The 14,517-nt window shown below is 34.3% G+C and carries 15 protein-coding genes; all 15 read left to right on the forward strand.

What is annotated here, in order from left to right; genetic code table 11:
• The first annotated feature begins 65 nt into the window (after nucleotides 1-65).
• The gene (gene lpxC, locus PHV22_RS09245; protein WP_295020521.1) at nucleotides 66-950 is read left to right on the forward strand and encodes a UDP-3-O-acyl-N-acetylglucosamine deacetylase; all 885 of its coding nucleotides are present in this window, start codon (nucleotides 66-68) and stop codon (nucleotides 948-950) included.
• Nucleotides 943-1,404 (forward strand): hypothetical protein, encoded by a 462-nt coding sequence (locus PHV22_RS09250; RefSeq protein ID WP_295020523.1) that lies wholly within the window; start codon nucleotides 943-945, stop codon nucleotides 1,402-1,404. Before lpxC ends, PHV22_RS09250 begins: the two co-directional genes overlap by 8 nt.
• A 7-nt stretch (nucleotides 1,405-1,411) precedes the next feature.
• Complete coding sequence (gene thrB, locus PHV22_RS09255) at nucleotides 1,412-2,293, forward strand: homoserine kinase (protein WP_295020525.1); 882 nt, start codon at nucleotides 1,412-1,414, stop codon at nucleotides 2,291-2,293.
• 41 nt (nucleotides 2,294-2,334) lie between these two features.
• On the forward strand, nucleotides 2,335-2,598 hold the full coding sequence (locus PHV22_RS09260; protein ID WP_295020526.1) for a hypothetical protein: 264 nt from the start codon (nucleotides 2,335-2,337) through the stop codon (nucleotides 2,596-2,598).
• Nucleotides 2,582-5,179 carry a translation initiation factor IF-2 gene (gene infB / locus PHV22_RS09265; RefSeq protein ID WP_299947298.1) on the forward strand — a complete coding sequence of 866 codons (2,598 nt, stop codon included), beginning with the start codon at nucleotides 2,582-2,584 and terminating at the stop codon, nucleotides 5,177-5,179. Before PHV22_RS09260 ends, infB begins: the two co-directional genes overlap by 17 nt.
• Nucleotides 5,176-5,532, forward strand: a complete 357-nt coding sequence (gene rbfA / locus PHV22_RS09270; RefSeq protein WP_295020529.1) for a 30S ribosome-binding factor RbfA — start codon at nucleotides 5,176-5,178, stop codon at nucleotides 5,530-5,532. Before infB ends, rbfA begins: the two co-directional genes overlap by 4 nt.
• Nucleotides 5,529-5,984, forward strand: coding sequence for a ribosome maturation factor (locus PHV22_RS09275; protein ID WP_295020531.1), 456 nt, complete (start codon nucleotides 5,529-5,531; stop codon nucleotides 5,982-5,984). Before rbfA ends, PHV22_RS09275 begins: the two co-directional genes overlap by 4 nt.
• On the forward strand, nucleotides 5,978-6,985 hold the full coding sequence (ribD, locus tag PHV22_RS09280; protein ID WP_295020533.1) for a bifunctional diaminohydroxyphosphoribosylaminopyrimidine deaminase/5-amino-6-(5-phosphoribosylamino)uracil reductase RibD: 1,008 nt from the start codon (nucleotides 5,978-5,980) through the stop codon (nucleotides 6,983-6,985). The genes PHV22_RS09275 and ribD overlap by 7 nt, the downstream gene beginning before the upstream one ends.
• Nucleotides 6,986-6,990: 5 nt before the next feature.
• Entirely contained in the window at nucleotides 6,991-7,713 is a 723-nt protein-coding gene (gene ubiE / locus PHV22_RS09285; RefSeq protein ID WP_295020535.1) for a bifunctional demethylmenaquinone methyltransferase/2-methoxy-6-polyprenyl-1,4-benzoquinol methylase UbiE, read from the forward strand.
• A gap of 245 nt (nucleotides 7,714-7,958) precedes the next feature.
• Nucleotides 7,959-8,993: a PDDEXK nuclease domain-containing protein gene (locus PHV22_RS09290; RefSeq protein WP_295020537.1), complete on the forward strand. Its 1,035-nt coding sequence runs from the start codon at nucleotides 7,959-7,961 to the stop codon at nucleotides 8,991-8,993.
• 148 nt (nucleotides 8,994-9,141) lie between these two features.
• Nucleotides 9,142-10,242, forward strand: a complete 1,101-nt coding sequence (locus tag PHV22_RS09295; RefSeq protein ID WP_295020538.1) for a hypothetical protein — start codon at nucleotides 9,142-9,144, stop codon at nucleotides 10,240-10,242.
• Between the two features lie 6 nt (nucleotides 10,243-10,248).
• Complete coding sequence (rhuM, locus tag PHV22_RS09300) at nucleotides 10,249-11,253, forward strand: RhuM family protein (protein WP_295020540.1); 1,005 nt, start codon at nucleotides 10,249-10,251, stop codon at nucleotides 11,251-11,253.
• The gene (locus tag PHV22_RS09305) at nucleotides 11,250-12,302 is read left to right on the forward strand and encodes a Fic family protein (protein ID WP_295020542.1); all 1,053 of its coding nucleotides are present in this window, start codon (nucleotides 11,250-11,252) and stop codon (nucleotides 12,300-12,302) included. Before rhuM ends, PHV22_RS09305 begins: the two co-directional genes overlap by 4 nt.
• A gap of 158 nt (nucleotides 12,303-12,460) precedes the next feature.
• The gene (gene xseA / locus PHV22_RS09310) at nucleotides 12,461-13,711 is read left to right on the forward strand and encodes an exodeoxyribonuclease VII large subunit (protein WP_295020544.1); all 1,251 of its coding nucleotides are present in this window, start codon (nucleotides 12,461-12,463) and stop codon (nucleotides 13,709-13,711) included.
• Nucleotides 13,712-13,719: 8 nt separating this feature from the next.
• Entirely contained in the window at nucleotides 13,720-14,322 is a 603-nt protein-coding gene (locus tag PHV22_RS09315) for an FmdE family protein (RefSeq protein WP_295020546.1), read from the forward strand.
• Nucleotides 14,323-14,517: the final 195 nt, after the last annotated feature.

Consider the following 14,517-nt stretch of genomic DNA (forward strand, 5'->3'; position numbering starts at 1 on the left):
GACGGACTTGTTTGTTTTAGTGCGTAACATCAGTGTGTAGAAAATTTTATCAATAGGGAGAGATTGTGTATCAAACAACTATAAAAAAACCAGTAGAACTTGTCGGTATAGGTCTTCATAAAGGTTCTGCTGTTAAGTTGAGACTTGAGCCGTTAGAGTCAAACAGTGGAATTATATTTTATCGTAGTGATGTTGATGTCTCAATTCCTCTTCTTCCTTCAAATGTAGTTGATACAAGGATGGCTACAGTTATAGGTAAAGATGGTTTTGTAATCTCCACTATTGAACATATGCTCTCGGCAATTTATGCTTATGGAATTGACAACATAAGGGTAATTGTGGATGCAGATGAAGTTCCTGTAATGGATGGAAGTAGTGCAAGTTTTTGTATGCTCCTCGATGAAGCTGGCATAGCTGAGTTAGAAGTTCCAAAAAAAATTATGATAATTAAAAAAGAGGTAATGGTAGAAGACGGTGATAAGTATGTAAAATTATCTCCATCACCAGATTTGAAATATGATTTTACGATTAAATTTGCTCATCCCGTTATTCAAACCCAAGACTTCGTTTTGCACTTTACTAAACAGGGCTACAAAGATGAGATTGCAAGAGCAAGAACTTTTGGTTTCTTGCATGAAGTGCAGTATCTTCGCTCCAAAGGTTTGGCCCTTGGTGGTTCGCTGGAAAACGCTATCGTTTTGGATGATAAAAAAGTTTTAAATCCAGAAGGATTAAGATTTGGCAATGAGTTTGTAAGACATAAAATTCTTGACGCAATAGGTGATATGTCTCTGATTGGTATGAATTTTGTCGGAAATTATGAGGCTATGGCTGGAAGTCATCACTTAAATCATAGACTGACTTTAGAGCTATTAAAAAATCCACAAAACTACGAAGTGATAGAGCTTGTTGGAGAAAAAACAAAAGAGTTAGAAAAAGCGTATGCCTAAGAGCGTTGATCTACTTTTTATTGCTCTATCTTCGCCAATAATGGTTGGTGTTTATGAGAAGCAAAAGCTAATAGAAACAGTTGTCTCCGAGGAGAAAAGCTCAGAAATTTTACCAAAAATATATAAAGAACTTTCACAAAAATATAATATTGAAAAACTTTTTTATGCAAATGGACCAGGTAGTTTTATGTCCATAAAAATTGCATATATATTTTTGAAATCAATAAGTGTTTTAAAAAAGATACCACTCTTTGCGGCGGATGCATTTTATTTTAATCAAAACCAGCCAATAAAAGCCATTGGAAAGTTATGTTTTGTTAAAATTTCATCAGAAATTAAAACTCAGAAATTTGAGATAGCGTCCGAAGCCATATTTAAGCTTCCAGAACTACTTGAGTATGATGAGTATAGCACAATAAGCGCGCCTCTCTACTGTATTGGCGCTGTTGGATAGGAAGAAAGTGATAATAAGTGTACCAGCAACTAGTGCAAATCTAGGCCCAGGATTTGACTCTTTAGGTTTAGCGGTTGATTTACGAAATAGAGTTGAGTTTCATCCATCAAAATTTTTTAGTGTAGGTATAAAAGGTGAGGGTGAAAATAATCCAAACTTAAGAGGCAATAATCTTTTTGTTAGTATATTTAACGAGCACTACAACCGTCTGACTAAAAAAAGTCAAAATTTTAAATTTACATTTTACAATGAAATTCCGATGTCAAGAGGGCTTGGAAGCTCTTCTGCTGTTATAGTTAGTGCTATAGCATCGGCGCACGAAGCAGCGGAAATAAAAGTATCCAAGCGAAGAATACTAAATCATGCGCTGGTTTATGAACCTCATCCAGACAATATCACTCCTGCGGTAATGGGTGGATTTAATGTTGCAACTGTCGAGAAAGGTAAAGTGTTTTCACAAAAAAAACACCTTCCAGACTATATAAAAGCTGTAGTTGTTATCCCAAATAAACCAATCAGTACAGCAAAAGCAAGGCTTCTGCTTCCAAAATCATACTCTAAAGAGAATGCAATCTATAATCTCTCACACACAGCGCTAAGCGTTGCTGCTTTTTATAATGAGGATTGGGAGATTTTAAAACTGGCTTCTCAAGATAGATTTCATCAAAAACTAAGAATGAAAACATTGCCAGAGCTTTTTAATGTCCAAAAGATAGCTTATGAGAGTGGAGCGCTTATGAGTACGCTCTCGGGCAGTGGCTCAACATTTTTCTCTATGGTTTATGATAAAGATGCCGAACTTGTTGCAAGTAAACTCAGTCAAAAATTTCCAGAATTTGCAGTAAAAATTTTAAATTTTGATAATGATGGACTTGTTATAGAGAAGTGAGTTAAAGAACTCTCTATAAAATCAAGGAACTTTTAGATACAATGGCGAAAAAATTTAATCTACCTCTTAGAATGTGTATCTCATGCAGAAAAAGAGACACACAAAACAATCTCTTAAGACTTCAATGCGTAAGCACACAAATTAGTCTTTTTAGCGGAGTTGGAAGAAGTTTTTATATATGCAAAATTTGTCTTGAAGATGATAAAAAAACTTTAAAAGCACTTATGCGTCAATGTAAAAGTGGAGATAAAGACAAATTTTCGAACATATTAAAGGAGATCATCGCTGATGATAGAAAAAGTTAGAGTTCATGAAATTGCAAAAGAGTTAGGAATAGCTTCAAAAGATGTTGTTAAAAAAGCTTCAGATATGGGTCTTGAAGTAAAATCAGCAAATAGTTCAGTGACAATGCAAGAAGCAGAAAAATTGATGAATTATATAATGAACGGCGATGTTGCAGAAGCCCCAGAACCAATCAAGAATGCGCCTAATGTAGCAAAAAGTGATAGCTCTAAAGAAGAACATATAGAGATAAAAGCAGAGATAAAAACCACAGCAGATACTCCAAAGAACCAAAAGAAGCATATTGAAGCAGAGGAAAAAATAGCTTCAGCTGAAGCAATAAAGCAAGAAGATGTAGTGAAGAAAGATATTGTGCCAGAAACAGCAGTAGATATGCTATCTGATAAAACACCACTAATAAAAAAATCTGGATTAAAAATTGTAAAAAAAGCAAAACCACAATTTGAAGAAAATATTGTCTCGCCTGCAAAACAAGTCGCAATTTCATCTTATGGAAAAATGAGTATTGAAGCACTTGAAGAATTAGCAAACAAAAAGAAATCAAAACAAGTAGTTGGCGGTATTGTTAAAAAACAATCAAGTGGTACTAAAATTGATATTTTTGGTGACTCAATGAGTGAGTTGTCAATGGATATGGATGATCAAGTTGTGCTTCTTGATTTAAACCACACAGATATGCCAGTGATAGAGCCAGAGCAACCAAGAAAACCAAAAGAGGCTAAACCAATTGGTAGAAATGGTAACAAAAAAGCTGCTCCAAGAGGCAGAAAAGTTTCTCGTGATAAAAGAAAAAAATATGATAAAAATAGACCGGATGATTTGGTTGTAACTCATGTTGAAATTCCAGAAGATATTCGTGTTTATGAGTTCGCAGAGGCGATAAATAAGCCAATAATGGATGTTATAAAAGTTCTTTTTAGTCTTGGGTTGATGATGACAAAAAATGACTTTTTGGGAAGTGATGAGATTGAGATTTTATCTGAAGAGTTTGATGTTGAAGTGACAATTATAGATCCAAAAGATGCGTTTAACTATGAAGATGCAGAATCTTCAGAGGATGAAGATGAAAACGAAGTTGAGAGACCTCCTGTTATTACAATTATGGGGCATGTTGACCATGGTAAAACTTCACTTCTGGATGCTATTAGAAAAGCAAAAGTAACTGCTAGCGAAGCTGGTGGAATCACTCAGCATATTGGTGCATACACGATAGAGCAACATGGAAAAGCGATAACATTTATAGATACTCCAGGTCACGCAGCGTTTTCAAATATGCGTCAAAGAGGTAGTGATATAACTGATATCATCGTTATTGTTGTAGCTGCTGATGATGGTGTTAAGCCACAAACAGAAGAAGTTATAAAAATTGCTAAAGAGTCAGGTGTTCCAGTAATAGTTGCGCTTAACAAGATGGACAAAGAGAGTGCTAATCCAGACTTTGTAAAAGGTCAGATGGCAGAGAGAGGCATTAGCCCGATTGACTGGGGTGGGGATGTAGAGTTTGTTCATGTATCTGCAAAGACAGGTATGGGAATCGATGATCTTCTTGAAAATATCCTACTTACTGCTGATGTATTGGAGCTTAAGGCAAATCCAGATGCAATGGCAAAAGCTGCTGTTGTTGAGTCATCTCTTGAAAAAGGGCGTGGTCCTGTTGCAACTGTGATCGTTCAAAATGGTACGCTTAAAGTTGGAGATTATGTTGTTTGTGGCGCAGCTTTTGGTCGTGTTAAAGCGCTAATTGATGAAAACAAAAAGCAGATTAACAATATTGGACCAAGCCATACAGCGGTTGTTACTGGATTGAACATCGTTCCAAACTCTGGTGAAATTATGATGGCTATGAATAGTGATAGAGAAGCTAGAGAATATGCTATGAAACGACATGAGTATGACAGACATAAAGAGCTTTCTCATAGTACAAAATCTACTCTAGAAGATATGAGCAGTATGATTGCTGAGGGTAAATTAAAATCTCTCAAAGTTGTTCTTAAAACGGATGTTCATGGTTCGCTTGAGGCTATAAAAAATGCGCTTAGCGAGCTTAGAAATGATGAAGTAAAAATCACTATCATCTCTTCTGGTGTTGGTGGTATTACGGAAAATGATGTGGATCTTGTTTCAAATAGTGAAAACTGTGTACTTCTTGGATTTAATGTTCGCCCAACAGGTAGTGTTAAAGCACTTGCAAAACAGAGAAATGTTGAGATAAGAACATACTCAATTATTTATCAACTACTTGATGATATGACTGCGATGTTAACTGGAATGATGACTGTTAAGTTTAACGAAATTAACACAGGTCAAGCCGAAGTTAGAAATACATTTAAAGCGCCAAAAGGTATGGTTGCCGGATGTGTTGTTGTTGAAGGTAAGTTGATTCGTGGTGGACTTGTTCGTGTTATTAGAAATGGTGTCGTAATTCATGAAGGTGAACTAACTTCACTAAAACGCTTCAAAGACGATGTTGAAGAGATCGGTAACGGCTATGAGTGTGGTGTTATGATTAAAGGTTACGATGATGTTATCGTTGGAGATGTTATCGAAACATTCAAAAAAGTTGAACAAAAAGTTTCTCTGTGAACGAAGCAGAAATTAGAAGAAAACGAACAGAGTCTGTTCTTCTGGAGTTGATTCCAGAAGCGCTTGGCAGTTTAAATGATAAGCGATTGCATCAGATTAATGTAATTGAAGTTAAATGTTCTCGCGGTAGAAGCGATGTGAAAATCTACTTAGACCCATCTTCATATAGTGATAAAGAAAAAAGAGAGTTTTTATCGCTGATAAGCAAAGCTCGTCCAATTATAGAAACATACTGCATGAGAGATCAGGGTTGGTTTCGCTCCCCAAAATTAACATTTGAATTTGATGAACAACTAAAAAAATCTCAAGATATTGAAGAGCTTTTTAAAAAAATTGCCAAGGATGCCAAATGAGTTTAGAAAAAGATATAGATTCGTTAGTAAAATCAATAGACCTAGAGCTTTATGATATCTCTTTGGTTGGTGATGGTGAAGATACAATTTACCGTATAAGTATCGTGTCTGGCGAAATAGAAAATGGAAAAAGAAAGGGCGTTAGTCTTGACAAATGTGCTGAGTTATCACATCTTATTTCTCCGCTTTTAGATGTTACACCACCAGTTTCTGGAGATTATAGACTAGAGGTCGGTAGCCCTGGAATTGAAAGAAAACTAACTTCTCTAAAGCAATTTGCACTCTCAGTGGGCGAAAAAGTAGCACTTAATCTAAGAGAAAAAGATAAAGAGAAAATCAAAGGCAAGCTTATAAAGGTTGAAGAGTCTAAAATCTTTTTAGATGTTGATGGCAAAGAGATCTTTCTGGACTTTGGTGAAATTGCAAAAGCTAAAACATATTTTGAATGGTAATAGATAGTAACTTTTATATGAGCCTTGCCCTAAAAGAGGCTTGGAAATATCAAGGTTTAACATATCCAAATCCCGCAGTCGGGTGTACTATCGTTGGAAAAAACGGTGAAATTTTAGCAGTAGAGGCTCACAAAAAAGCAGGATTTTCTCATGCTGAAGTTGAAGCACTTAAATCCGCTTACTTTAAACTAACAGATGACTCTAAAATCTTAGAGTTTAATCTCTCCTTGGAAATTCATAACTATCTTTTACAAAATCACAATAACTGCTTTGCAGGTATCTCCATATATACAACACTTGAACCATGTTCTCATTTTGGAAAAACTCCATCGTGCGCAACTCTAATCTCTACTTTAGGCATTAAAAAAGTATATATCGGTTCAAAAGATTTTAACGAGGTTGCCTCTGGTGGAAGCGAAGCTCTCTTGAAATGTGGCGTGGATGTGAAAGAGGGCATTATACAAAAAGAGAGTGATGCTCTACTTGAGCCATTTTTTGCATGGAACAAAGAAAGGTTTGTTTTTTTTAAATGGGCTCAAAGATTAAACGGCACAACTGATTGCGGAATTATCAGCTCCAAAGAGTCAAGAGTAAATCTTCATGCAATGAGAGATGTTTGTGATTTGCTAGTGATCGGCGGCAATACGGTTCGCACAGACAGACCAACGCTAGATGCCAGACTTGCTGATGGCAAAGCACCTGACATTCTTATTATTTCAAGAGAAAAAGAGTTTGATAGAAGTATCCCGCTTTTTGCCATAGCAGGCAGAGAGGTTTATATAGAGGATAATTTTTCAAGATTAAAAAACTACAAAAATATAATGATTGAGGGAAGTTCAAAGATGTTTGAGCTAACTAAGGCTTTTACGGATTTTTATCTATGTTACATGGCACCATCCTTTGGCGGAAAAAATGCAATAGAAGCAATGGACGCAAAATTTGATATTTTAAATCTACAAAAAGAAGATGAAGATATAATCATGTGGATGAAAAGGAAATAATTTTTATGCAGCAAAATAACCAAAAACAAGAAAAAATTGTATCAATGTTTGATGATATAGCCCCAACATACGATACGGCAAATCGTGTCATGAGTATGGGTGTAGACAAGAGTTGGAGACGCAAAGCTTGTGACTTAGCCTATAAGTTTTACGCAAAAGATTCGCTCGATAAAATAGTAGATGTAGCATGCGGAACTGGTGATATGATGGATTTTTGGAGAAGTAGAGCGGAAGTTAATGGCATTGCTGTTGGCGAGATTGTGGGAGTTGACCCATCTGTCGGTATGGTCGGCGTAGCTAAAGAGAAATACCCAAAATTTAACTACCATATAGCAAAAGCAACGGAAATTCCACTTAAAAATGAGAGCGCAGATATTTTAAGCATAACCTACGGAATCAGAAATGTCGTAGAGAGAGAGGCTGCTTTGTTGGAGTTCAACAGAGTTTTAAAACAGAGCGGTTTGGTAGTTATTTTAGAATTTATGAAAAATGAAAATCCATCAACGCTTGGAAAAGTTCGAGATTTTTATATGAACAAAATCCTGCCAAAAATCGGTGGTTTTATCTCTAAAAACATTGAGGCATACGAGTATCTGCCAAACTCAATAGAAGATTTCTCAACAGTTGACAACATGAAAAAAGAGCTAGAAGCCGCAGGATTTGAGATGCTTTACGCAAAAAGTTTTTCAATGGACATCTCCACACTTCTGATTGCTAGAAAGAAATAATCCGCAAAATTAAATAGCAACACATTAAATACCGTTTAATTCAATTGGATTTTAGGGGTGTTTATGGGTTACAACGAAACAAACACAAAAGCTAAAAACAAAATCATTATCAATCAAAAAAAATAGAAACAAATCAAAGTTATGTAAAGAAAATAGCAAAATTTTTACATATGGCGTGTGATATGTTAAAAAAAGAGCTAAAATTTGACATACCTAATGGTTGAAGATAAAGAGGAGATTTGTGTATGAGTGAAATATTACAACAGCAAAACAATAATTTTTATCAAGATATCAAATCCATCTTACAACTTGCGAGAGATAATGCCTATAAGTCTGTAAATTCTATCATGGTCGAGGCTTATTGGAATATTGGCAAGAAGATAGTTGAAGAGGAACAAAATGGTAATGATAGAGCCGAGTATGGCACTTATCTTATTAAAGAGCTTTCATCAAGACTTACTGTTGAATTTGGAAAAGGATTTAGTAAAAGAAATTTACACAGTATGCAAAAATTTTATTTATTTTTTCCAAATCTGCAGACAGTGTCTGCACAATTGAGTTGGAGTCATTATGTTTTACTTTTAAGAGTTGAAAATGATAAATCAAGATTTTGGTATATGGAAGAATCAATCGCTTCAAACTGGAGTGTAAGAGCCTTGGAGCGACAGATAAACAGCTTGTATTATGAAAGACTTCTATCAAGCAAAGAAAAACAGCCCGTCATAGAAGAAGCCAAAGAAAATACAAAAAATCTCCAACTCACACCAAAAGACATCATCAAAGATCCCTATGTGTTAGAATTTTTAAATCTCAAAGATAATAAATCATTTAGAGAAAATGACCTTGAGTGTGCATTGCTAGAAAAAATACAAGAATTTTTACTAGAGCTTGGACGAGGTTTTGCATTTGTGGCACGACAAAAGCGAATCAAAACACAGACAAGTGATTTTTATATAGACTTAGTTTTTTACAACTATCTTTTAAAATGTTTCGTGCTCATAGACCTCAAAATCGGCAAACTCACCCATCAAGATATAGGGCAAATAGATATGTATGTAAATATGTACGATGATTTGGAAAAAGATACAAGTGATAACCCAACCATCGGGATAATCCTCTGCACAGACAAAGATGAAACAGTTGTAAGATACTCCCACATAAACGATAGAGATAATCTTTTTGTATCAAAATATCAGATGGTTTTACCAACAGAAGAGGAACTTATACGAGAGGTTGAGGGGGATGTTTTGGAGATTGGGATGATGAGGAGTGAAAAATGAGTAAGAATACTTGGGAGAAAATCCACAATCTAGATTTTAAACCCGTCGAATTCGATGGGTTTTTAAAAAGCCAAAGAGTAGAAGAACTTAATAAAATCGCTATTAGTTAAATGAGAATTTTGAGTGCTAGGGATGAGGAGATATAAAGATGAATAATATAGTTTTAATTAAAGAAGAGTTTAATAAAAACTTTACCAAATATGCTTGGATTTCTAATAATTTTATTGATAATAGCCATTTATTAAAAGCGATAGATATTTTTCAAAAAGAAAACGATATAAGCAAAGTGGACGAATATTTATCTAGTCAATATTCTAGAGTATCAATAGAAAAATTTATTTCAAATATCAAAGTATTTGAAAAAATGAAAACATTAGAAAATTTGCCTGAAATTGGGACATTGTTTTATAAATATTATGTTGATAGACTGCCTCTTATTCAAGTTTCAAAAAAAGAGTATTTAAAAAAGAATTATATATGTTGTATTCCTATTTTATTGTCCATAATTGATGGAATTGTAAATGATATAGATAAAGCAACAGGCTTCTTTAGCGAACAAATTGATTTAGTAATTGCTGATTCTATAGTTGGAAATGAACAAGGATTGAAAATTGTAAAAGAGGAAATGTATAAAGGGCGTTCCAATACAAATAAAGAGAGAATTACAATTCCATATAGAAATGGAATACTTCATGGAAGAGATTTAAATTACGGAAATAAAATTGTAGCTTCTAAATGTTGGAGTGTTTTATTTGCTTTATTGGAATGGGCAAGAGACAATAATAGCACTAAATTTGATATGGAAGAAAAAAGTGAAATTACGCAAAATGATTTAGATAATGAAGTAAGTAAAAATCCAAAAGAAGTAATAGAATCTATATTAAGTTATTTAATTAATGGAAATAAATATCATAAATTGATTTACTATGATAAAACACCTAGCAAGCTCGATACTAATAAAAAAAGAATGGGAGCGATAAAAAAATATTTTGAAAATGACTTTCAGAATATTAAAATATCAAATTTTAATATTTTAAATGAATTTGAAATGAAAGAAAATATTGTTAGTTTTGAAATTGAAATAAAATATACTAATCATGAAGATACTTTTTTAAAAAATTTAAATTTCTTATTTGAATATTTAGATATTGACAATCAATTTGTTGAATTAAATCAAAATGGTAGTTGGAAGACAGATTTTGCATGTACATTTCCTAGTTTGCCATTTAATGCAAAAAAGTTAGGATAAACCAAAATGATCCAAAACAAAAATAGCCAAATTCTTATCTATCAAACAGAAGACGGCAAAACAAAGATAGAAACAAAGCTTCAAGATGAAACGGTGTGGCTTACTCAAACTCAACTTTGTGAACTTTTTCAGAAATCAAAATCAACGATAAGCGAACACATAAAAAATATTTTTGAAGAGGGTGAGTTGATTGAAGATTCAGTTGTTCGGAAATTCCGAACAACTGCTCAGGATGGTAAAAACTACAACACCAACTTCTACAACCTTGATGTCATCATCTCCGTAGGCTACAGAGTAAAATCACTCCAAGGTACAAAGTTTCGTCAATGGGCTACACAAAGGCTCAAGGAGTACATTGTAAAAGGTTTTACGATGAATGATGAGTTGCTTAAAAATGGTGGCAAGAGCAATTATTTTGAAGAGTTGCTCTCTCGCATACGAGATATACGAAGTAGTGAGAAAATCTTTTGGGCAAAGGTGCTTGATATTTATGCTACAAGTATAGACTATGACCCAAAAGATGTACAAAGTACGGAGTTTTTTCAAGCAGTTCAAAATAAGATGCATTGGGCGGTTCATGGTAATACGGCAGCTGAGGTTATCTACAAAAGAGCAGATAGCACGAAAGTAAATATGGGACTTACTCATTTTCAAGGTGCAAAACCAACTAAACATGAGAGCGAAATCGCTAAAAACTATCTTGATGAAAAAGAGCTAGAGATGCTCAACCGTATGGTAACTGCATATATAGAAATAGCAGAAATCCAAGCAATGAATCAAACGCCCATGTATATGAAAGATTGGATAGCCAGACTTGATGATTTTTTAAAAATGACAGGTAAAAACATACTTGATAATGCTGGAACAATAAGCCATAAAATGGCTATAGAAAAAGCAAACCTAGAATATGAAACATACAAAGAACAAACAAAAGATGAACTCTCAAAAGCTGAAAAAAATTTTATTGAGTATATTGATGAGACCGCAAAATTATTAAAGAATAGCAAATGAATAACTTACCTCTAACCCAAACCATCGAAACACCAAAAGTCCTAAAAAAAGCCATTTCGGCAAATAGGGCTTTGGCAAATTTAAACGGTGTTGCTCGTATCATTCCAAATAGCGCAATACTTATAAACTCTTTGGTACTTCAAGAGGCAAAAGATAGCTCTGAGATAGAAAACATTATCACCACTCATGATGAGTTGTATCGTGCCACTCTTGACATTGAAAGTGTGACAAATGAAGCTAAAGAGGTGCAAAACTACAAAGAAGCACTCTTAAAAGGGTTTGCACTTGTTAAAGAAAACAGACTTTTACTCAAAAAACATATCATAGAGATTCAAGGTGTTTTAGAAAAAAATGATGCAGGTGTGAGAAAACAAGCAGGAACAAATCTCAAAAATGCACAAACTGGTGAAGTGATTTACATTCCGCCACAAGATTATGAAACCATCCAAGAGCTTCTCACAAATCTTGAAAATTATATCAATGAGCCAAACGACATCGACCCGCTTATAAATATGGCGATTATCCATCATCAGTTTGAGTCTATCCATCCATTTTATGATGGCAATGGGCGAACAGGCAGGATTATAAATATTTTGTATTTGATACTCAACGAGTTACTTGATATTCCTGTGCTTTATCTTAGCCGTTATATTATCACTCATAAAGCTGACTACTACAGACTGCTTCAAGAGGTGCGAACAGAGGATAAATGGGAAGAGTGGATTTTGTATATGCTTGAGGCAGTTGAGCAAACATCGCTCGAAACTATCGAGCCTATCAATAATATCAGTGATTTGATGATAAAAACACAAGATAAAATATCACAAGATTTGCCAAAAATTTATAGTAAAGATTTGGTAGAGATACTTTTTATGCACCCCTATACGAAGATAGAATTTTTAGTTGATAGGCTAAATATTACAAGAAAAACAGCTTCAAAGTATTTAAATGAACTTGAAAATATAGGTATATTAGAAAATATACAAATCAAAAATAGTAAATTTTTTATAAATATTGAATTGTTTAATTTATTACGAAAAGGCATATAGGTAAAATTTGTGAAAATTTACCCATGCCTTATTGGCTATGAGTAAAAAATTAAAAAATTTACCCATTGCTTAAAATCTATGTTAAAAAAACAGTAAAATTTACACACAGCGAAAAGGAAACAAAACTTGAAATCAAAAACAGACCAAAAGGAGATTTTTTGCATATATTAACAGTCTCAAGCCTAAACGAGCAGATAAAGTCTCTTTTGGAAGAGAGTTTTAGTCGGGTTTTGGTTGAGGGGGAGCTTTCTCGTGTGACTTTTCATAATAGTGGACATATTTACTTTACGCTCAAGGATGAGAATTCTACTATAAAGGCTGTGATTTTTAAAGCAAATGCTACAAAGTTGAAGTTTCAGTTGCAGGAGGGTTTGAAAGTTGTACTCGATGGGGCTGTAACTCTTTATAAGCCTCGCGGGGAGTACCAGATGAACTGTTTTACGATTCAGCCATCCGGTTACGGTGCTTTGGCTTTGGCTTATGAGCAGTTGAAAAACAGACTCTCAAATCAAGGCTATTTTGATCTCTCAAGAAAAAAAGAGCTTCCGAAATTTCCAAAAAAGATAGCATTAATTACATCTGCTACTGGTGCGGCTTTGCAAGATATGCTTCGCGTTGCAAATGGCAGATACAGAGCTTTGGAGATTGATATTTACGATGTTTTAGTTCAGGGTGATAGCGCAGCTCCTTCCATCGTAAAAGCTATAAATTTAGCCGATGCGAAAGGGTATGATGTTATCGTGGTGGGTCGAGGTGGGGGCAGTATTGAGGATTTGTGGGCGTTTAATGAAGAGATAGTCGCAGATGCAATCTTTAGAGCAAGAACTCCTATGGTCTCGGCGGTTGGACATGAGATTGACTGGGTTATTAGTGATTTTGTGGCAGATTTGCGTGCTCCGACTCCAAGTGCCGCCATGCAGATGATATTGCCAGACTCTAATGAGCTGCTTCAATATATGGACTCACTCTCTTCTAGTATGTCACAGAGAGTTTCGCAAAAGGTTTACAACTCAAAACAGGAACTTGCCCATCTTTTGAGCTCATATTCGCAACACTCTATTGAGAAAAAGATTGTACACAAGATTCAAGAAGTAAAACAACAAAAAGAGCTTTTTAGCCAGACAATAGCTTTTAAAATAGAAAATTTCTCTAAAAATATTGAACAGATTAAAATAAGATTTCCAAATATAATAGAGAGTAAAATAAATATTGCTCAGAATCAAGTAACATATCTTTTAAAAATGTTAGAATCCAATCATCCAAAACTAAAGAGCAAAAAAGGTTTTGCGCAGATTTCGCTAGAATCGGTAGTTGTTGATATATCGGAGTTGAAAATAGATGATATTTTTGAGCTCCAAAGTGATAAGATAAAAGTAAGTGCAAAAGTGCTTAATAAAATAGATATATAGGAGTTGTTATGAATTACCCAAGTTTTTTTGATAGTATAGAGACTATAAAAGTTGTTGACCCTTTGTCAAATGTTTTAGGTGCATTTGAGGGCGGAGTTTATGAGTTTAATTTTTTAGATGCAGTAAAATCAGCAGGACATAGCTGTCCAACTCTTGCCGGTGCTTATCTCGTGACTTTAGAGGGACTGAAGGCTCTCTATCCTAACTCATTAGCGGTTAGAGGAGAGATAAAAGCTGAGTTTAGAGAGCCAATGGAAGAGGGCGTTACAGGCGTTATAAGCAATGTTGTCTCACAAATAACAGGTGCGACGGAGAAGAGTGGTTTTAAGGGTTTAGCTGGAAATTTTGCAAGACACTCTTTGATGAGTTTTAATGCCAACATAAACTCTTCGATAAGATTTATAAGAGTTGACAACGGCAAGAGTATTGATGTGTATTATGACCCATCATCTGTTGGTGGAAGCCCAAAAATGCAACAATTGATGCAAAAAATAATGGGTGGAGTAGCTTCTGCACAAGAAGCAAAAGAGTTTGGCGAGCTATGGCAAGATAGAGTTAAGAGAATTTTTGAAAATAAATCTAGCGTTATAAGAGTAGTAGAGGTTAAATAATAACTGTCAAATGAAATAGACTTTTTAAGTCTATTTTAAAAAAATCACCATTTTAAAACCCCAATAAAAATTAAAAGATACCTGAATAATTTTTTCTATAATCATCATCAAGTTTTTATTTTAGAAAAATCAATATTTGCTTGGTATTTATTTGATAAAATTACAGCGTTAAATTAAATTGCTAATTTATCTGGA

Origin of the sequence: Sulfurimonas sp. (assembly GCF_028713515.1) — a bacterium.
GTDB lineage: Bacteria > Campylobacterota > Campylobacteria > Campylobacterales > Sulfurimonadaceae > Sulfurimonas.

What these genes read in the sequence shown, in the direction of transcription:
- PHV22_RS09250 (WP_295020523.1), top strand. Translation starts at nt 943, where the DNA reads ATGCCTAAGAGCGTTGATCTACTTTTTATTGCTCTATCTTCGCCAATA.
- PHV22_RS09260 (WP_295020526.1), top strand. Translation starts at nt 2,335, where the DNA reads ATGGCGAAAAAATTTAATCTACCTCTTAGAATGTGTATCTCATGCAGA.
- infB (WP_299947298.1), top strand. Translation starts at nt 2,582, where the DNA reads ATGATAGAAAAAGTTAGAGTTCATGAAATTGCAAAAGAGTTAGGAATA.
- PHV22_RS09275 (WP_295020531.1), top strand. Translation starts at nt 5,529, where the DNA reads ATGAGTTTAGAAAAAGATATAGATTCGTTAGTAAAATCAATAGACCTA.
- ribD (WP_295020533.1), top strand. Translation starts at nt 5,978, where the DNA reads ATGGTAATAGATAGTAACTTTTATATGAGCCTTGCCCTAAAAGAGGCT.
- ubiE (WP_295020535.1), top strand. Translation starts at nt 6,991, where the DNA reads ATGCAGCAAAATAACCAAAAACAAGAAAAAATTGTATCAATGTTTGAT.
- PHV22_RS09290 (WP_295020537.1), top strand. Translation starts at nt 7,959, where the DNA reads ATGAGTGAAATATTACAACAGCAAAACAATAATTTTTATCAAGATATC.
- PHV22_RS09295 (WP_295020538.1), top strand. Translation starts at nt 9,142, where the DNA reads ATGAATAATATAGTTTTAATTAAAGAAGAGTTTAATAAAAACTTTACC.
- rhuM (WP_295020540.1), top strand. Translation starts at nt 10,249, where the DNA reads ATGATCCAAAACAAAAATAGCCAAATTCTTATCTATCAAACAGAAGAC.
- PHV22_RS09305 (WP_295020542.1), top strand. Translation starts at nt 11,250, where the DNA reads ATGAATAACTTACCTCTAACCCAAACCATCGAAACACCAAAAGTCCTA.
- PHV22_RS09315 (WP_295020546.1), top strand. Translation starts at nt 13,720, where the DNA reads ATGAATTACCCAAGTTTTTTTGATAGTATAGAGACTATAAAAGTTGTT.